The organism is Pseudomonas sp. NPDC077186 (assembly GCF_044543505.1).
Classification (GTDB): domain Bacteria; phylum Pseudomonadota; class Gammaproteobacteria; order Pseudomonadales; family Pseudomonadaceae; genus Aquipseudomonas.
The window spans coordinates 486,526-504,135 of record NZ_JBITWE010000002.1 but is presented as its reverse complement, the minus strand read 5'-3'; the positions used below and the strand labels follow the sequence as shown (position 1 = coordinate 504,135).

At 68.1% G+C, this 17,610-nt stretch carries 13 protein-coding genes; 12 read left to right on the top strand and 1 reads right to left on the bottom strand.

Annotated features, from left to right (window positions below):
• Nucleotides 1-11: 11 nt before the first annotated feature.
• On the bottom strand, nucleotides 12-2,657 hold the full coding sequence (gene aceE, locus ACIGKL_RS10920) for a pyruvate dehydrogenase (acetyl-transferring), homodimeric type (protein ID WP_397486653.1): 2,646 nt from the start codon (nucleotides 2,655-2,657) through the stop codon (nucleotides 12-14).
• 270 nt (nucleotides 2,658-2,927) lie between these two features.
• On the opposite strand from aceE, the gene glnE reads away from it, so the two are divergent.
• From glnE to ACIGKL_RS10860, 12 genes are all read left to right on the top strand, one after another.
• Complete coding sequence (glnE, locus tag ACIGKL_RS10915) at nucleotides 2,928-5,870, top strand: bifunctional [glutamate--ammonia ligase]-adenylyl-L-tyrosine phosphorylase/[glutamate--ammonia-ligase] adenylyltransferase (RefSeq protein WP_397486652.1); 2,943 nt, start codon at nucleotides 2,928-2,930, stop codon at nucleotides 5,868-5,870.
• A 61-nt stretch (nucleotides 5,871-5,931) separates the two neighbouring features.
• The gene (locus ACIGKL_RS10910; protein WP_397486651.1) at nucleotides 5,932-6,855 is read left to right on the top strand and encodes a branched-chain amino acid transaminase; all 924 of its coding nucleotides are present in this window, start codon (nucleotides 5,932-5,934) and stop codon (nucleotides 6,853-6,855) included.
• Between the two features lie 108 nt (nucleotides 6,856-6,963).
• A complete protein-coding gene (gene waaF, locus ACIGKL_RS10905; RefSeq protein WP_397486650.1) occupies nucleotides 6,964-7,998 on the top strand; it encodes a lipopolysaccharide heptosyltransferase II in 1,035 nt (344 codons plus the stop codon).
• Nucleotides 7,998-8,999 carry a lipopolysaccharide heptosyltransferase I gene (gene waaC, locus ACIGKL_RS10900; RefSeq protein ID WP_397486649.1) on the top strand — a complete coding sequence of 334 codons (1,002 nt, stop codon included), beginning with the start codon at nucleotides 7,998-8,000 and terminating at the stop codon, nucleotides 8,997-8,999. Before waaF ends, waaC begins: the two co-directional genes overlap by 1 nt.
• A 115-nt stretch (nucleotides 9,000-9,114) precedes the next feature.
• On the top strand, nucleotides 9,115-10,239 hold the full coding sequence (locus ACIGKL_RS10895) for a glycosyltransferase family 4 protein (RefSeq protein WP_397486648.1): 1,125 nt from the start codon (nucleotides 9,115-9,117) through the stop codon (nucleotides 10,237-10,239).
• Nucleotides 10,236-11,051, top strand: a complete 816-nt coding sequence (rfaP, locus tag ACIGKL_RS10890) for a lipopolysaccharide core heptose(I) kinase RfaP (RefSeq protein ID WP_397486647.1) — start codon at nucleotides 10,236-10,238, stop codon at nucleotides 11,049-11,051. The genes ACIGKL_RS10895 and rfaP overlap by 4 nt, the downstream gene beginning before the upstream one ends.
• A complete protein-coding gene (locus ACIGKL_RS10885) occupies nucleotides 11,048-11,785 on the top strand; it encodes a lipopolysaccharide kinase InaA family protein (RefSeq protein WP_397486646.1) in 738 nt (245 codons plus the stop codon). Before rfaP ends, ACIGKL_RS10885 begins: the two co-directional genes overlap by 4 nt.
• On the top strand, nucleotides 11,782-12,525 hold the full coding sequence (locus ACIGKL_RS10880) for a lipopolysaccharide kinase InaA family protein (RefSeq protein WP_397486645.1): 744 nt from the start codon (nucleotides 11,782-11,784) through the stop codon (nucleotides 12,523-12,525). The genes ACIGKL_RS10885 and ACIGKL_RS10880 overlap by 4 nt, the downstream gene beginning before the upstream one ends.
• Entirely contained in the window at nucleotides 12,525-13,982 is a 1,458-nt protein-coding gene (locus tag ACIGKL_RS10875; protein WP_397486644.1) for a lipopolysaccharide kinase InaA family protein, read from the top strand. The genes ACIGKL_RS10880 and ACIGKL_RS10875 overlap by 1 nt, the downstream gene beginning before the upstream one ends.
• A gap of 12 nt (nucleotides 13,983-13,994) precedes the next feature.
• The gene (locus ACIGKL_RS10870; protein ID WP_397486643.1) at nucleotides 13,995-15,752 is read left to right on the top strand and encodes a carbamoyltransferase; all 1,758 of its coding nucleotides are present in this window, start codon (nucleotides 13,995-13,997) and stop codon (nucleotides 15,750-15,752) included.
• Entirely contained in the window at nucleotides 15,742-16,650 is a 909-nt protein-coding gene (locus ACIGKL_RS10865; protein ID WP_397486642.1) for a glycosyltransferase family 2 protein, read from the top strand. The genes ACIGKL_RS10870 and ACIGKL_RS10865 overlap by 11 nt, the downstream gene beginning before the upstream one ends.
• A complete protein-coding gene (locus tag ACIGKL_RS10860) occupies nucleotides 16,647-17,603 on the top strand; it encodes a glycosyltransferase (RefSeq protein ID WP_397486641.1) in 957 nt (318 codons plus the stop codon). Before ACIGKL_RS10865 ends, ACIGKL_RS10860 begins: the two co-directional genes overlap by 4 nt.
• Nucleotides 17,604-17,610 lie beyond the last annotated feature (7 nt).

The window sequence follows — 17,610 nt, the reverse complement described above, 5'->3', positions numbered from 1 at the left end:
CGCTACGCTCCTTAGCAGTCCAGGGGGTTGGCTTTATCGGGATCGATGCCGAACTTGGCGATGGCGTCGGCCAGCACCTTGGCTTCGATCTCGCCGCGGTCCACCAGGGCTTCCAGGGCGGCCAGGACGACCCAGTGGCGATCCACCTCGAAGAAGTGACGCAGCTTCTTGCGGCTGTCGCTGCGGCCGAAGCCGTCGGTGCCCAGTACCTTGTACTCCTTGCTCGGCACCCACTGGCGCACCTGCTCGGCGAACAGCTTCATGTAGTCGGTGCTGGCCACCACCGGGCCCTTGCGCCCGGACAGGCACTGCTCGATGTAGGCCTGCTTGGGCTTCTGCCCCGGGTGCAGACGGTTGATGCGTTCCACTGCGAGGCCGTCGCGGCGCAGCTCGTTGAAGCTGGTGACGCTCCACACGTCGGCGCCGATGTTGAACTCCTCGCGCAGGATCTTCGCCGCCTCGCGCACTTCGCGCAGGATGGTGCCGCTGCCCAGCAGCTGCACGTGATGGGCGGCCTCCTTCTTGTCTTCCTCGAGCAGGTACATGCCCTTGATGATGCCGGTCTCGACGCCTTCCGGCATGGCCGGCTGCTGGTAGGACTCGTTCATCACGGTGATGTAGTAGAAGACGTTCTGCTGCTCCTCGATCATCTGCCGGGTGCCCTCGCGGATGATCACCGCCAGCTCGTAGCCGTAGGTCGGGTCGTAGGTGCGGCAGTTGGGGATGGTCGCGGCCATCAGGTGGCTGTGGCCGTCCTCGTGCTGCAGGCCCTCGCCGTTGAGCGTGGTACGCCCGGCGGTGCCGCCGATGAGGAAGCCGCGGGTACGGCTGTCGCCGGCCGCCCAGGCCAGGTCGCCGATGCGCTGGAAGCCGAACATCGAGTAGAAGATGTAGAACGGCAGCATCGGCTGGTTGTGGTTGGAGTAGGAGGTACCGGCGGCGATGAAGGAGCTCATGGCGCCGGCCTCGTTGATGCCTTCCTCGAGGATCTGGCCCTTCTTGTCCTCGCGGTAGAACATCACCTGGTCTTTATCCACCGGCTCGTACAGCTGGCCGACCGAGGAGTAGATGCCGAGCTGGCGGAACATGCCTTCCATGCCGAAGGTACGCGCCTCGTCCGGGATGATCGGCACGATGCGCTGACCCAGCTCCTTGTCCTTGACCAACTGCGCGAGGATGCGCACGAAGGCCATGGTGGTGGAGATTTCGCGATCGCCGGAGCCGTCGAGGATGGCCTTGAGGGTATCCAGCGGCGGGGTCGGGATGCTGAAGCTGTTGGGCCGGCGCTGCGGTACGAAACCGCCGAGGGCGGCGCGGCGCTCGTGCAGGTACTTGTACTCGGGGCTGCCCGGCTCCGGCTTGACGAAGGGCAGGTTTTCCAGCTCCTCGTCCTTGACCGGGATGTCGAAGCGGTCGCGGAACTGGCGCAGGCTGTCGACGTCGACCTTCTTGGTGTTGTGCGCGGTGTTCTTCGCTTCACCGGCGCCGGTGCCGTAGCCCTTGATGGTCTTGGCCAGGATCACGGTGGGCTGGCCGCTGTGGTTGACCGCCTGGTGGTAGGCCGCATAGACCTTGTACGGGTCGTGGCCGCCACGGTTGAGCTTCCAGATCTCGTCGTCGGAGAGGTCCTTGACCATCTCCTTGAGTTCCGGGCTGTTGAAGAAGTTGTCGCGCACGTAGGCGCCGTCTTTGGCCTTGTAGTTCTGGTACTCGCCGTCGACCACCTCGTCCATGCGACGCTGCAGGGCGCCGTCCTTGTCCTTGGCGAACAGCGGGTCCCAGAAGCGGCCCCAGACCACCTTGTTGACGTTCCAGCCGCCGCCGCGGAACACGCCTTCGAGTTCCTGGATGATCTTGCCGTTGCCGCGTACCGGGCCGTCGAGGCGCTGCAGGTTGCAGTTGATGACGAAGATCAGGTTGTCCAGCTTCTCGCGGCCGGCCAGGGAGATGGCGCCGAGGGATTCCGGCTCGTCGCACTCGCCGTCGCCCATAAAGCACCAAACTTTTTGTTTCCCCGCGGGGATAAAGCCGCGCGCTTCCAGGTACTTCATGAAGCGCGCCTGGTAGATCGCCTGGATCGGGCCCAGACCCATGGACACGGTGGGGAACTGCCAGAACTCCGGCATCAGCCAGGGGTGCGGGTAGGAGGACAGGCCCTTGCCGTCCACCTCGCGGCGGAAGTTCTGCATCTGCTCTTCGCTGATGCGCCCTTCCATGAAGGCGCGGGCGTAGACGCCGGGGCTGGCGTGGCCCTGATAGAACACCAGGTCGCCGCCGTGTTCGTCGGTCGGGGCCTGGAAGAAGTAGTTGAAGCCGATGTCGTACAGGGTCGCCGAGGAGGCGAAGCTGGAAATGTGGCCGCCCAGATCCGGATCGTCCAGGTTGGTGCGCATTACCATGGCCAGCGCGTTCCAGCGCACCAGCGAGCGGATGCGCCGCTCCATGAACAGATCGCCCGGCATGCGCGCTTCGTGGGTGACCGGGATGGTGTTGCGGTACGGCGTGGTGATCGCGTAGGGCAGTTGCGCACCGCTGCGGGTGGCCAACTCGCCCATACGGGTCATCAGGTAATGGGCACGGTCTTCACCCTCACGGTCGAGGACGGATTCAAGGGCGTCCAGCCATTCCTGGGTTTCGATCGGATCGAGGTCTTGCATGGCTTGCTCCAGGGCGGAAAGGCTTCCAGAATCGGAGGCCAGTTGGGTCTCGCCGGCTTTTTGGGCGGGCGAGTTGAATTCTTGGATTTACCGGGGGTAGGACCGGCCGCTTGTAGTTTTACTACATTTCGACGGCGGATTCAGCCCTCTGGATACAATTCTTTAGTAGTAAAACTACAATCCGCGCCGCTGCCGGCCGTGCGCGCCCCGCAGGAGCGGGGTTCCGGGTGAACCCGCCATGCGTCCGGCAGTCCGCGAAAAGGATAGACCATGAGCCTGCCGTTGCCGGTCGAGTTGCCCCCCTCCCTGATCCCCCTGGCCGAGCGCGCCGAGCAGTCGCTGCAGGCGGTGCTGGCCGAGCATGAGGGCTTGCCCGCGCAGTGGGGCACCTGGCCGGCGCCGCGGCGCGAGGCCTGGCGACGGGTGGCGGCGCTCAGCGATTTCGTCGCCGAGCAGGCGCAGCGCGACCCGGCGATGTTCCTCGCCCTGGGCGAGTCCGGCGAACTGGAGCGCAGCCTGGCGCCGGGCGAGTTGCGCGGGCAGCTGGCCGAGCAGTTGGCCGGGTGTGGCGACGAGGAGGCGCTGGCGCGTTGCCTGCGGCGTTTCCGCAACCGCCAGCAGCTGCGCATCATCTGGCGCGATATCGCTCGCCTGGTGCCGCTGAGCGAGACCTGTCGCGACCTCTCCGACCTGGCCGATGCCTGCATCGACCTGGCCTATTACTGGCTCTATCCGCGCCACTGCGCGCAGTTCGGCACGCCCATTGGCCGGCGCAGCGGCCAGCCGCAGCACATGGTGATCCTCGGCATGGGCAAGCTCGGCGCCCATGAGCTGAACCTGTCCTCGGACATCGACCTGATCTTCGGCTACCCGGAAGGCGGTGAGACCGAGGGGGTCAAGCGGCCGTTGGACAACCAGGAGTTCTTTATCCGCCTCGGGCAAAAACTCATAAAGGCGCTGGACGCCATCACCGTCGACGGCTTCGTGTTCCGCACCGATATGCGCCTGCGCCCTTATGGTTCGAGTGGCGCGCTGGTGTTCAGCTTCAACGCGCTGGAGCAGTACTACCAGGACCAGGGCCGCGACTGGGAGCGCTACGCCATGATCAAGGCGCGCGTGGTCGGCGGCGACCAGGCCGCCGGCGCCGAGCTGCTGGAGATGCTGCGGCCTTTCGTCTACCGCCGTTACCTGGATTTTTCCGCCATCGAGGCGCTACGCGCGATGAAGCTGCTGATCCAGCAGGAGGTGCGACGCAAGGGCATGAGCGAGAACATCAAGCTGGGCGCCGGCGGCATCCGCGAGATCGAGTTCATCGCCCAGGCCTTCCAGCTGATCCACGGCGGGCGCGACCTCAGCTTGCAGCAGCGGCCGCTGCTCAAGGTGCTGGCGACCCTGGAGGGTCAGGGTTACCTGCCACCGGCGGTGGTGGCGGAGATGCGCGAGGGTTACGAGTTCCTGCGCTACACCGAGCATGCCCTGCAGGGCATCGGCGACCGGCAGACGCAGATGCTGCCGGCCGACGCGCGCGACCAGGCGCGGGTGGCGACCATCATGGGCTTCGCCGACTGGGGCGCATTCCACGAGCGCCTGATGCACTGGCGCGGGCGCATCGAGTGGCACTTCCAGCAGGTGATCGCCGACCCCGACGAAGACGAGGCGCAGGGCGGCGAGGCCTGCGTCGGCGCCGAATGGCTGCCGCTGTGGGAGGAGGCGCTGGACGAGGAGGGCGCCTGCCGCCAGCTGCAGGAGGCCGGTTTTGCCGAGCCGGCCACCGCGCTCAAGCGCCTCGGCGACCTGCGCAACGGCCCGCAGGTGCGCGCCATGCAGCGCCTCGGTCGCGAGCGCCTGGATGCCTTCGTGCCGCGCCTGCTGGCGCAGACCGTGGAGCACGAGGCGCCGGACCTGGTGCTGGAACGGGTGCTGCCGCTGGTGGAAAAGGTCGCGCGGCGCTCGGCCTATCTGGTGCTGCTCTCCGAGAACCCCGGCGCATTGCAGCGGCTGATCGCCCTGTGCGCCGCCAGCCCGTGGATCGCCGAGCAGATCGCGCGTTTCCCGCTGCTGCTCGACGAGCTGCTCAACGAGGGTCGGCTGTATCACCCGCCGCTGGCGCCGGAGCTGGCCGCCGAGCTGCGCGAGCGGCTGATCCGCATCCCCGAGGACGACCTGGAGCAGCAGATGGAGGCGCTGCGTCACTTCAAGCTGGCGCACAGCCTGCGCGTGGCGGCCTCGGAGATCGCCGGCACGCTGCCCTTGATGAAGGTCTCGGACTACCTGACCTGGCTGGCCGAGGCCATTCTCGACCAGGTGCTGGCGCTGGCCTGGCAGCACACGGTGCAGCGCCACGGCCGGCCGCGGCGCGCCGACGGCAGCTTCTGCGACCCGGACTTCATCATCGTCGGCTACGGCAAGGTCGGCGGCCTGGAGTTCGGCCATGGTTCCGATCTCGACTTGGTGTTTATCCACGACGGCGACCCGCAGGCCGAGACCGACGGCGCCAAGCCCATCGACGGCGCGCAGTTCTTCACCCGCCTGGGCCAGCGCATCATCCACCTGCTGACCACCCAGACCACCTCCGGCGCGCTGTACGAGGTGGACATGCGCCTGCGCCCGTCGGGGGCGGCGGGGCTGTTGGTCAGCTCGCTCGGCGCTTTCCAGCGCTACCAGGAGAGCGAGGCCTGGACCTGGGAACACCAGGCGCTGGTGCGCGCGCGGGTGCTGGTGGGCTGCCCGCGCCTGGCCGGCGAGTTCGCCCGGGTACGCGGCGAGGTGCTCGGCCGCCGGCGCGATATTGCCGCGCTACGCAGCGAGGTCAGCGAGATGCGGGCGAAGATGCGCGACAACCTCGGCACCCGCGCCACCGCCGCCGGCACCGCGGAAAATGCCTTCGAGGCCACGGCCTCCTTCGATCTGAAGCAGGATGCCGGTGGTATCGTCGATATCGAATTTATGGTGCAATACGCGGCCCTGGCCTGGTCGTGGCAACACCCGCAGCTGTTCGAGTTCACCGACAACATCCGCATTCTGGAAGGGCTGGAGCGGGTCGGACTGATGTCCGCCGAGGATGCCGGTCTGCTGCGCGAGGTCTACAAGAATTACCGCTCGGCCGCCCACCGCCAGGCGCTGCAGAAGCAGCCCGGGGTGGTGCCGGGCGATCAGTTCCAGGCCGAACGCCGCGCCGTGATGCGCCTGTGGCGGCAGCTGGAACTGAGCTGAATAACGGGGGCGATGGCCCCGAGCATGATTGAACCGCGAAGCGAATTGAGGAGCAGGCAAGATGTCGATGTCCGACCGTGATGGCGTGATCTGGTACGACGGCGAGCTGGTGCCGTGGCGCGAAGCCAACACCCATGTGCTGACCCACACCCTGCACTACGGCATGGGCGTGTTCGAGGGCGTGCGCGCCTACAACACCCCGGACGGCACCGCGATCTTCCGCCTGCAGGCACACACCGACCGCCTGTTCGACTCGGCGCACATCTTCAACATGCAGATCCCCTTCTCCAAGGAAGAGATCAACCAGGCGCAGCGCGCCGCGGTGCGCGAGAACGGCCTGGAAAGCGCCTACCTGCGCCCGATGGTGTTCTTCGGCAGCGAAGGCATGGGCCTGCGCGCCTCCGGCCTCAAGGTGCATGTGATAGTCGCCGCCTGGCATTGGGGCGCCTATATGGGCGAAGAGGCGCTGCAGAGCGGGATCAAGGTGCGCACCAGCTCCTTCACCCGCCACCACGTCAATATCTCCATGACCCGCGCCAAGGCCAACGGCAACTACATCAACTCGATGCTGGCCCTGCAGGAGGCCATCTCCGGCGGCGCCGACGAGGCCATGCTGCTGGATCCGGAAGGCTACGTGGCCGAGGGTTCGGGCGAGAACATCTTCCTGGTCAAGGACGGCGTGGTGTACACCCCGGAAGTCACCTCCTGCCTCAATGGCATCACCCGCAGCACCATCCTGACCCTGGCCGGCGAGCTGGGCATCAAGGTGGTGGAGAAGCGCATCACCCGCGACGAGGTGTATATCGCCGACGAGGCCTTCTTCACCGGCACCGCCGCCGAAGTCACGCCGATCCGCGAAGTCGACGGCCGGCAGATCGGCATCGGCCGCCGCGGCCCGGTCACCGAGAAGCTGCAGAAAGCCTACTTCGACCTGGTCACCGGCAAGACCAGTGCTCACGCCGAGTGGCGCACGCTGGTGAAGTGACCCGTAGGTTGGGCCGAGCGCAGCGAAGCCCAACATGGCGCCGACCCAGGCCATGCCCGTTGGGCTTCGTCGCTTCGCTCCTCAACCCAACCTACCGATATTGCCCGTATGAAAATTCTGATTGTCGGCCCCAGTTGGGTCGGTGACATGGTAATGGCGCAGACCCTGTTCCAGTGTCTGAAACGGCGCCATCCCGACTGCGAGATCGACGTGCTGGCGCCCGACTGGAGCCGGCCGATTCTTGAGCGCATGCCCGAGGTGCGCGCCGCGCTGAGCCTGCCGCTCGGCCATGGCGTGCTCGAGCTGGCCACCCGCCGGCGCATCGGCAAGTCGCTGGGCGGCCAGTACGACCAGGCGATCCTGCTGCCCAACTCGCTGAAATCCGCGCTGGTGCCCTGGTTCGCCGGCATCCCCCAGCGCACCGGCTGGAAGGGCGAGCTGCGCTACGGCCTGCTCAACGATATCCGCACGCTGGACAAAGACCGCTATCCGCTGATGATCGAGCGCTTTATGGCGCTGGCCTATGACGATGGCGCCGAGATTCCTCGGCCCTATCCGCAGCCGCGCCTGCAAATCGATGAAGGCAGTCGCCAGGCGGCGCTGGCCAAGTTCGGTCTGCAGCTGGATCGCCCGGTGCTGGCGCTGTGCCCCGGCGCCGAGTTCGGCGAGGCCAAGCGCTGGCCGGCCGAGCACTACGCCAAGGTGGCCGAGATCAAGATCCGCGCCGGCTGGCAGGTGTGGCTGTTCGGCTCGAAGAACGACCACGCCGGCGGCGAGGATATCCGCATGCGCCTGATTCCCGGGCTGCGCGAGGAGGTGGTCAACCTCTCCGGACAGACCAGCCTGGCCGAGGCCATCGACCTGATGTCGGCGGCCGGCGCGGTGGTATCCAACGATTCCGGGCTGATGCACGTGGCGGCGGCGCTCAACCGGCCGCTGGTGGCGGTCTACGGCTCCACCTCGCCGCAGTTCACCCCGCCCTTGGCCGACCAGGTCGAGATCGTCCGCCTGGGCCTGGAGTGCAGCCCCTGCTTCGACCGCACCTGCCGCTTCGGCCACTACAACTGCCTGCGCGAACTCAAGCCGCGGCCGGTGATCGAGGCCCTCGATCGCCTGGTGGGCGACCCGGTCGAGGTCGAGTAGTGCGGGTACTGATCGTCAAGACCTCGTCGCTGGGCGACGTGGTGCATACCCTGCCGGCGCTGACCGATGCGGCGCGGGCGATTCCCGGCATCCGCTTCGACTGGGTGGTGGAGGAGGGCTTCGCCGAGATCCCCGCCTGGCACCCGGCCGTGGCCCAGGTGATCCCGGTGGCCATTCGCCGCTGGCGCCAGCATCCGTTGCGCACCTGGCGCAGCGGCGAGTGGAAGCGCTGCAAGCAGCGCCTGGGCGAGACCCGCTACGACCTGGTGATCGACGCCCAGGGCCTGCTGAAAAGCGCCTGGCTGACCCGTTACGTCAAGGCGCCGGTGGCCGGGCTGGATCGCAATTCGGCGCGCGAGCCGCTGGCCAGCCGCTTCTACGACCGCCGTTACGCGGTGGCCAAGGATCAGCACGCGCTGGAGCGGGTGCGCCAGCTGTTCGCCCAGGCGCTGGATTACCCGCTGCCGACCGGCACCGGCGACTACGGGCTGAACCGCGCGGCGATGGCGGACGGCGCCGCGCAGCCCTATCTGCTGTTCCTGCACGGCACCACCTGGGCCAGCAAGCACTGGCCGGAGGCCGACTGGCGCGCCCTGGCCGAGCGCATGGATGCCCTCGGCTGGGCGGTGCGCCTGCCCTGGGGCAACGAGACGGAGAAGGCGCGCGCCGAGCGCATCGTCGCCGGCCTGACCCATGCCGCCGTGCTGCCGAAGCTGAACCTGGCCGGGGTGGCCAAGGTGATCGCCGGCGCCAGCGCCTGCGTGGCGGTGGACACCGGCCTCGGCCACCTGGCCGCGGCGCTGGATGTGCCGAGCATCTCGCTGTACGGCCCGACCCTGCCGGGCAAGGTCGGCGCCTACGGGCGCAGCCAGGTTCACCTGTGCGCCAGCGGCCCCGGCGCCGGCAGCGGCGATCGCCATACGCCCTGTTTCGACGGCCTGGACGCCGAGCGCGTGGGCACCGAACTGGAGGCGCTGTTGCTGGCGCCGGAGACCCTCTGATGCCGTTATGCAATTCTGGCAAGCGTAGGCAGGGGCTGAGCTTGCGAAGCCCAGCAGCAGACCGAGTTGGGCTTCGCTGCGCTCAGCGCCAACCTACTTTCAGGGAACATCACTGATGCAACTGGCCTTCGTCCTCTACAAGTACTTCCCGTTTGGGGGCTTACAGCGCGACTTTATGCGCATCGCCCTGGAGTGCCAGTCGCGCGGCCACGCCATCCGCGTCTACACGCCGATCTGGGAAGGCGACAACCCGGGCGGCTTCGACGTGCGCGTGGCGCCGGTCAAGGCGCTGTTCAACCACCGCCGCAACGAGAAGTTCAGCGCCTGGCTGCAGGCCGATCTGAAACGCGACCCGGTCGACCGGGTGATCGGCTTCAACAAGATGCCGGGGCTGGACGTCTACTACGCCGCCGACGGCTGCTTCGAGGACAAGGCGCAGACCCTGCGCAACCCGCTCTACCGGCGCTGGGGGCGCTACAGGCACTTCGCCGACTACGAGCGTGCGGTGTTCGCGCCGGAGTCCAGGACCGAGATCCTGATGATCTCCGAGGTGCAGCAGCCGCTGTTCGTCAAGCACTACAAGACCCCGCTGCAGCGCTTCCACCTGCTGCCGCCGGGCATCGCCCAGGATCGTCGTGCGCCGGCCAATGCCGCCGAGATCCGCGCCGAGTTCCGCCGCGAGTTCGAGCTGGCCGACGACGAGCTGCTGCTGGTGCAGATCGGTTCCGGCTTCAAGACCAAGGGCCTGGATCGCAGCCTCAAGGCGCTGGCCGCGCTGCCGCGCGAACTGAGGCAGCGCACCCGGCTGATCGCCATCGGCCAGGACGACCCCAAGCCCTTCCTGCTGCAGATCAAGGCGCTGGGCCTCTCCGATCGGGTGCAGATCCTCAAGGGGCGCAGCGATATCCCGCGCTTTCTGCTCGGCGCCGACCTGCTGATCCACCCGGCCTACAACGAGAACACCGGCACCGTGCTGCTGGAGGCGCTGGTGTCCGGCCTGCCGGTGCTGGTCAGCGAGGTCTGCGGCTACGCCCACTACATCGCCGACGCCGACTGCGGCCGGGTGCTGTCCAGCCCGTTCCGTCAGGAGCAGCTCAACCAGACCCTCGCCGACATGCTCGCCGACCCCGAGCGCCGCGCGTTCTGGGGGCGCAACGGCCTGGCCTACGCCGACAGCGCCGACCTCTACTCCATGCCGCAGAAGGCCGCCGACGTGATCCTGGCGGAGCGCCGCGCGTGAAGCTGATCCTCGCCGAGCCGTTCAAGCGCCTGTGGGCCGGGCAGGACGCCTTCGCCGCGGTCGAGGCGCTGCAGGGGCAGGTCTACCGCGAGCTGGAGGGGCGCCGCACGCTGCGCACCGAGGTCGCCGGAAGCGGCTATTTCGTCAAGATCCACCGCGGCGTCGGCTGGGGCGAGATCGCCAAGAACCTGCTCAGCGCCAAGGCCCCGGTGCTCGGCGCCGGCCAGGAGTGGCGGGCGATCCAGCGGCTGACCGAGGCCGGCGTGGCGACCATGACCGCGGTGGCCTATGGCGAGCGCGGCGCCAACCCGGCCAGGCAGCACTCCTTTATCGTCACCGAGGAACTGGCGCCGACCGTCGACCTGGAGCAGTTCAGCCTGCACTGGCGCGAGCAGCCGCCGGCGCCGCGGCTGAAATGGGCGCTGATCCGCGAGGTGGCGCAGATGACCGGCCGCATGCACCGTGCCGGGGTCAATCACCGCGACTGCTATATCTGCCATTTCCTGCTGCATACCGACCGGCCGCCGACGGCCGACGACCTGCGCCTGTCGCTGATCGACCTGCACCGTGCCCAGGTGCGCACCGCCACGCCGCGGCGCTGGCGCGACAAGGACCTGGCCGGGCTGTATTTCTCGGCCCTGGACATCGGCCTGAGCCGCCGCGACAAGCTGCGTTTCCTGCGCGGCTACTTCCAGCGGCCGCTGCGCCAGGTGCTGCAGGAGGAGGCGCGCCTGCTCGCCTGGCTGGAGGGCAAGGCGCAGCGCCTGCGTGGCCGCTATGAGCGCAAGTACGCGGCGGGGGCCGGGCAATGAGCGAATGGCGCCTGGCGGACGACCTGCCCGCTGCCCTGGCCGTGGAGTTCGCCAGCCTGCACGCGGTGTTCGCCCTCGAAGGCGAGCGCCTGACCAGGGATCCGCTGTCCGAGGTGATCCGCCTCGAGCGCGGCGGCGTGCGCTACTACGTCAAGCGCTACTGGGGTGCCGGCAAGGGCCTGCGCCGCTTCGTCGGCCGGCCGCGGGTCAAGGCCGAGTGGCAGAACCTCAAGCACTTCGCCAAGTGGGGCATCCCCACCGCGCCCATCGTCGCCCATGGCCTGGAACGCAAGGCCGGCGCCTTCGTCCGCGGCGCGTTGATCACCCGCGAACTGCCAGGCACCCTGGACCTGGCTGCGCTGGCCCATGCCCAGGATGCGCGCCTGCGCGACCCGGCCTGGGTCGACGGCATCAGCCGGCAGCTGGCCCGCGCCACCCGCCTGATGCACGATCACCACTTCACCCACAACGACCTGAAGTGGCGCAACCTGTTGGTCAACCAGGCCGGCGAACTGTTCTTCATCGACTGCCCCACCGGCAGTTTCTGGTGGGGGCCGCTGCTGCGCTATCGCATCGTCAAGGACCTGGCCTGCCTGGACAAGGTGGCCAAGTATCAGCTGTCGCGCACCCAGCGGCTGCGTTTCTACCTGCAGTATCGTGGCCGCACGCGGCTGACGCCCGGCGACAAGCGGCGTCTGCGGCAGATACTGGCGTTTTTCGAGGGCAGGGAATGAAGGACTTTATCGCCGCGCAGGAGCGCGCCTTGTTGGAGCAACACGGCCTGGCCAGTTTCGAGGCGCTGTGGACGCTCAAACTGGAGGCGGTGGACGAGCCCAACACCGAGCGCGGCGGCTGGAGCAGCGTCTACCGCCTGGAGCTGGGCGACTCGGCGTTCTACCTCAAGCGGCAGAGCAATCACCTGAGCCGCAGCCTGCGCCATCCGCTGGGCGAGCCCACCTTCGCCCGCGAGTTTCGCAATATCCGCCGCTATGGCGAACTGGGCATCCCCGCGCTGCAGGCGGCGTTCTTCGCCCAGCGCCGTGTGCCCGGCGAGCAGCGCGCGGTGCTGCTGACCCGCGCCCTGGACGGCTGGCAGGACCTGGAACAGTGGCTGGCGCGCTGGCCCGAGCTGGACGCCGCGCGCCGCGCCGGCATCCTCCAGGCCTGCGGCGAGCTGGCCCGCTGCCTGCACCAGGCCGGCCAGCTGCACGGCTGCTTCTACCCCAAACACATCTTCCTGCGCGAGGGCGCGAAGGGCTTCGCCGCGCAGCTGATCGACCTGGAGAAGACCCGCCCGCTGCTGCTCGGCCGGCGCGACCGGATCAAGGACCTCGAGCCGCTGCTGCGCCGCGCCAACGCCTGGGGCGAGGCGGAGATGCGCAAGCTGCTGGCCGCCTATCTGGGCGGCGAGGCCGACCTCGAACGCTGGTTCGCCCGCCTGGGCGCCCGTCGCCTGCACAAGGAATCGCGCTGATGCAACTGCAGCAACTGGTCGGTAGCGGTCGTGCGCCGGCCCTGCCGCTGAACCTGACGCTGGCGGGCGCCGAGCTGCGTGTCGAACGCTGGCTGCGCGTGCTGCCGGGGCAGCGTTACGTCGGCCTGGCGCAGTGGCAAGGGCGGGCGGTGCTGGCCAAGTTGCTGGTCGGCGGCAAGGCCGAGCGGCATTTCCGCCGCGAGCGGGACGGCGCCCGTCTGCTGGCCGAGCAGGCCTTGCTCACCCCCGAGCTGCTGGCCGAGGGCTTTGCCCAGGGCCAGGGTGGTTGGCTGCTGTTCGACTACCTCGATGGCGCCGAGAGCCTCTGGGATGCCTGGCGCGCGGTGGCGCGCGAGGCGCCGCTGTCCGCCGTCCAGCAGGCGGTGCTGGGCGAGGCCCTGACGGCCATCGCGCAGATGCACGGCAAGGGCCTGTGGCAGGCCGACCTGCACCTGGACAACCTGCTGCGGCACGACGGCCGCCTGTATCTGATCGACGGCGGCGGGGTCCGGGTCGAGACCCCGGGGCAGCCGTTGTCGCGAGCCAGGGTGCTGGAGAACCTCGGGGTGTTCTTCGCCCAGCTGCCGGCCGAGCTTGCGCCTTTCACCGAGGAGCTGCTGATCCACTACCTGCTGGCCAACGGCGAGCACGCGCTGCCACTGGAGGCGCTGCTCAAGGAAGTGGAGAAGGTGCGACGCTGGCGCCTGCGCGACTACCTGCGCAAGGTCGGCCGCGACTGCAGCCTGTTCGCCGCGCAGGTCGGCGCCTTCGGCCTGCGCGTGGTGCGCCGCGCGTGCGCCGCCGAGCTGCAGCCCCTGCTCGATGCCCCGGATGCGGTGCTGGCGGACGGCCAGGCGCTCAAGCGCGGCGGCAGCGCCACTGTCGCGCGGATCGAACTGGGCGACCGCGCCCTGGTGGTCAAGCGCTACAACCTCAAGGGGCTGGGGCACTGGCTGCGGCGTTTCTGGCGGCCCAGCCGGGCCTGGCACAGCTGGCGCGAAGGCCATCGCCTGGAGCTGCTCGGCATCGCCACGCCGCGTCCGCTGGCGGTGCTCGAAAGGCGCTGGTGCTGGCTGCGCGGGCGCGCCTACCTGATTACCGAATATTGCGGCGGGCAGGATATAATCGCGCGTTTTCAGGCGCATCTGCAGGGATCGCCCCCGGAAACCGAGCTGTTGGCGCTCGATCGCCTGTTCGCCGCCTTGCTGCGCGAACGCATCAGTCATGGCGATTTCAAGGGGCACAACCTGCTTTGGATTGAAGAGCGGGAGGATGCGCCGGGGCACTGGTCGCTGATCGACCTGGACGCCATGCAGCAGCATCGCAGTGCGCGCGGCTTCGCCCGGGCCTATGCCCGCGACCGCGCCCGTTTTCTGCGCAACTGGCCGGCGGACTCCGCCCTGCACCGGTTGCTCGACCAACGTTTACCGCAGGTGCCCGGCACCTGCCCGAAATAGAGGCTCAAATCTGTGGCACTGACCATTCTCGGCCTGTCCGGCGCCCTCAGTCACGATCCGTCCGCCGCGCTGTACATCGACGGCAAGCTGATCGCGGCGGTGGAAGAGGAGCGCTTCGTGCGCGACAAGCACGCGAAGAACCGCATGCCCTACGAATCGGCCAAGTTCTGCCTGGAGCAGGCCGGGATCAAACCGTCCGACGTCGACGTGGTGGCCATTCCCTTCGCCCCCATCAGCCTGTTCGGCAAGGCCCGCTGGCACTACGCCAAGCGCTACTGGTACGCCCCGGATCGCGCCCTCGACGCATTGCTGATGGGCAACCGCCGTTACAAGCGCTACCGCAAGAAGATCGTCTGGTGTCTTGAGCAGCTGGGCTTCGATCCGAAGAAGGTCAAGATCGAGCCGGTCGAGCACCACCTGGCCCACGCCGCCAGCGCCTACCACTGCTCGGGCTTCAAGGAGAAGACCGCGATCCTCGGCATCGACGGCAAGGGCGAGTACGCCACCACCTTCTTTGGCTACGGCGAGAACGGCAAGATCCACAAGATCAAGGAGTTCTACGACCCGGATTCGCTCGGCGGCCTGTACGGCGCGATCACCGAGTTCCTCGGCTTCGAGATGCTCGACGGCGAGTTCAAGGTCATGGGCATGGCGCCCTACGGCGATGCCGGCAAGTACGATTTCTCCCGTCTGGCCAAGTTCGAGAACGGCGAGCTGGTGATCAACACCGACTACGCCAACGTCATCGGCCTGCGTCGCTACAAGGAAAACGGCAAGGGCTACTACTTCTCGCCCAAGCTGATCGAGTGGCTGGGGCCCAAGCGCCAGGGCGACATCGCCGACGACCCCTATATCCACTACGCCGCCAGCATGCAGGCGCTGTTCGAGAAGCTGGCGCTGCAGATGATGGAGCACTACCTCGGCGACATCCTCAAGGAAACCGGCAAGATCGCCTTCGCCGGCGGCTGCGCGCTGAACGTCAAGCTCAATCAGAAGATCATCGCCCGCGACGACGTCAAGGAGCTGTTCGTCCAGCCGGCCTCCGGCGACGCCGGCACCGCGGTCGGCGCCGCCGCCTACGTCTCGCATAAGCGCGGCGTGCCGGTGGAGAAGATGGAGCACGTCTACCTCGGCCCGGCCTACTCCAACGAGGACGTGATCGCCGCCTGCGCGCGGCATCCGAGCAAGCCGGTATTCAAACGCATCGACAACACCCCCGAGCGCATCGCCAGGATCATGGTCGACGGCAACCCGGTGGCCTGGTTCCAGGGCCGCATGGAGTTTGGCCCGCGCGCCCTCGGCGGTCGCTCGATCATCGGTTGCCCGAGCGTGCCGGGGGTGGCCGACCGCATCAACGAACAGATCAAGTTCCGCGAGCGCTGGCGCCCCTTCTGCCCGTCGATGCTCGACACGGTGGCGGCGCAGATGCTCAAGGTCGACCATCCGAGCCCGTTCATGACCTTCACCTTCGAGGTCAACGAGGGCTGGAAGGAGCGCGTCGGCGAAGTGGTGCATGAGGACGGCACCTCGCGCGCCCAGGTGCTCAAGCGCGAGTACAACCCGCGCTGGTACGACCTGATGCTGCAGCTGGAGCAGCTCACCGGCAACGGCGTGTCGCTGAACACCTCGCTCAACCGCCGCGGCGAACCGATGATCTGTTCGCCCACCGACGCGCTGAACATGTTCTACGGCTCGGACCTGCAGTACCTGATCATGGAAGACATCTTGGTGGTCAAGGATGGCAAGGACTGGTACGACAATGTCGGCTGAGCCGCTGCTTAGCGTCGTCATCCCCAGTTACAACTATGCCGGCGTGCTGTCGCGCGCCGTCGACTCGGTGCTGTCCCAGGCCACCCCCGAGGTCGAACTCTGGGTGGTGGACGATGGCTCCAGCGACGACACGCCGGCGCTGTTCGCCAGCCTGAGCCAGCGTCACGGCGCCGCCTTCCAGGGCGTGCGCCAGGACAACGCCGGCCCCTCCGCGGCCCGCAACAAGGGCGTGCAACTGGCGCGGGGGCGCCATGTGCTGCTGCTCGACGCCGACGACGAGCTGGCGCCCGGGGTGCTGCCCGGCCTCTGCGAACGCCTGCGCGCCCAGCCCGAGGTGGATCTGTGGCTGGCCGGGCATGTGGCGGTGCAGCCCGATGGCCGCGAGCGCGAACATCCCGCCAGTGGCGTTCCCGCCGACGTCCTGCAGCGTCTCAAGGGCTATCTGCTGGACAAGCGTATCGCCCTCAGCCACGGCGCCTGCCTGTTCCGCCGCGAGTTGCTGCTGCAGCGGCCCTACCCCGAGCACCTGCGGCACAGCGAGGACATCCCGGTGTTCGCCTACTGCCTGAGCCAGCCCCGCGTGGCGGTGCTCGATCTGCTGCTGGCGCGTATCCACAAGCATCCCGACAGCCTGCGGCATAACGCCGAGGCGGCGCGCCGGGTCGGCCTGGATCTGGTGGACGAGGTCTTCCGTCAACTGCCGGCCGACCTGCAAGCGCTCAAGCCCGCCTACCGCGCCCAGCGTTGCCTGTCGCTGTTTCGCACCTGCCTGCTGGCCGGCGACCGCGAGCAGGCGCGCGGCTACTACCGCGAGGCGCTGCGCACGGATTGGCGGGCGGCGTTGAAGTGGTCCTACACCCGCAAGGCCATCCGCCTGTGGTTGAGCCGAACTCCATGAAGGTGCTGGCGCTCAGCAGTGCGGGGCGCGAGCCGGATCTGTCCTGCGTCCATGAGCGGCTCGGGCAGCTGGTCGACCTCGACCTGCGCATCCTCGGCAAGGACGAGCAGCGCAACCTGCGCCGCTATCTGCGCGGCCTCGATCTGAGTCGTTACGAGCGCGTGCTGCTGGATCTGCACTTCAAGAACATCCGCCGCCAGACCGCCTTCCTGCGGCAGATCCCCGGGCTGCTGATCTACGAGGAAGACGCCTGCCAGAACTACCTGGCCGCCTCCCGTTGGCGCGGACGCTTCAGCCGCTTCTACCGCGCCCTGCCCAACGCCCGCATCGTGGTGACCGGCGCCAGCGTCGCCGAACGCCTGCGCGGCGAGGGGTTCAACGTGCATTTCCTCGCCAAGGGCTACGATCCGCGCACCCTCTATTGCGAGGGGCGCGCGCGGGATATCGAGCTGGGTTTCGTCGGCCGTATCGCCAGCGCCGCCTACGGCGGGCGCAAGGAACTGCTGGAGCGGCTGGCGGCGCAAGAGCCGCTGCAGCTGCTGCGCACCGCGCCGGGCCAGCCCTATCGCGAGATGCTCAACCGCATCCGCTACTTCGTCAGCGCCGATGTCGGGCTCGGCGAATACATGGCCAAGAATTTCGAGGCGATGGCCTGCGGCTGCGTGCTCCTGGCCTGGCGCCAGGGGAGCGAGGAGGCGGCCATCGGCCTGCAGGAGGGCGTCCACCTGCTGCTGTATGCCGACCTCGACGAGTTGCGTGGGCACCTCGCCGAGCTGCGCGGCGATCCGGCGCGGGCCGAGACGATCGCCGAGCGGGGGCGCCGCTTCGTCGAGGCGCATATGAGCCATGTGCGCCTGGCCGAGCGCCTGTTCGACCTGTTGCAGCAGGCCTGGCCCGAGGCGGGCAAAGTCTCCGCCTGGCAGGCCTTGCGCGCGCGCTTCAATTTCTTTTGAGTAGCCA

Excerpts from the sequence above, each read along its gene's own strand:
- ACIGKL_RS10910 (WP_397486651.1), top strand. The coding sequence starts at position 5,932 with ATGTCGATGTCCGACCGTGATGGCGTGATCTGGTACGACGGCGAGCTG.
- ACIGKL_RS10860 (WP_397486641.1), top strand. The coding sequence starts at position 16,647 with ATGAAGGTGCTGGCGCTCAGCAGTGCGGGGCGCGAGCCGGATCTGTCC.
- ACIGKL_RS10865 (WP_397486642.1), top strand. The coding sequence starts at position 15,742 with ATGTCGGCTGAGCCGCTGCTTAGCGTCGTCATCCCCAGTTACAACTAT.
- waaF (WP_397486650.1), top strand. The coding sequence starts at position 6,964 with ATGAAAATTCTGATTGTCGGCCCCAGTTGGGTCGGTGACATGGTAATG.
- ACIGKL_RS10880 (WP_397486645.1), top strand. The coding sequence starts at position 11,782 with ATGAAGGACTTTATCGCCGCGCAGGAGCGCGCCTTGTTGGAGCAACAC.
- aceE (WP_397486653.1), bottom strand. The coding sequence starts at position 2,657 with ATGCAAGACCTCGATCCGATCGAAACCCAGGAATGGCTGGACGCCCTT.
- ACIGKL_RS10875 (WP_397486644.1), top strand. The coding sequence starts at position 12,525 with ATGCAACTGCAGCAACTGGTCGGTAGCGGTCGTGCGCCGGCCCTGCCG.
- ACIGKL_RS10885 (WP_397486646.1), top strand. The coding sequence starts at position 11,048 with ATGAGCGAATGGCGCCTGGCGGACGACCTGCCCGCTGCCCTGGCCGTG.
- glnE (WP_397486652.1), top strand. The coding sequence starts at position 2,928 with ATGAGCCTGCCGTTGCCGGTCGAGTTGCCCCCCTCCCTGATCCCCCTG.
- ACIGKL_RS10895 (WP_397486648.1), top strand. The coding sequence starts at position 9,115 with ATGCAACTGGCCTTCGTCCTCTACAAGTACTTCCCGTTTGGGGGCTTA.